Consider the following 340-nt stretch of genomic DNA (forward strand, 5'->3'; position numbering starts at 1 on the left):
CTGGCAACTTTCCCGTATTCTTTCGCTAAATCATGCAATACTTCTAGTTCCAAAAAATTATCTACAACGAAACACCCGATGTTAGCTTCTAATGCCATTCTCATCTCTTCTTCTGTTTTATTGTTGCCATGAAAATGGATACGTTCAGCTGGAAATCCTGCTTGCAGCGCTGTATATAACTCTCCGCTAGACACAACATCAAGTGACATATTTTCTTCCGCAGCTAATCGGCACATTTCCATGCACAAGAACGCTTTGCTTGCATATGCTACTTGGTAAGAGAACCCACACTCTCTAAAAGCACGATGAAATGCACGACATTTCTCACGAATTGTTGCTT

General features: G+C 40.9%; 1 pseudogene. It reads right to left on the minus strand.

Features of this window, described 5'->3' with window-relative positions:
* Window positions 1–340, minus strand: a pseudogene (locus PLX19_RS15675) (diaminopimelate decarboxylase); the annotation flags it as partial.

Origin of the sequence: Bacillus sp. BP-3, assembly GCF_028401955.1 — a bacterium.
GTDB lineage: Bacteria > Bacillota > Bacilli > Bacillales > Bacillaceae_G > Bacillus_A.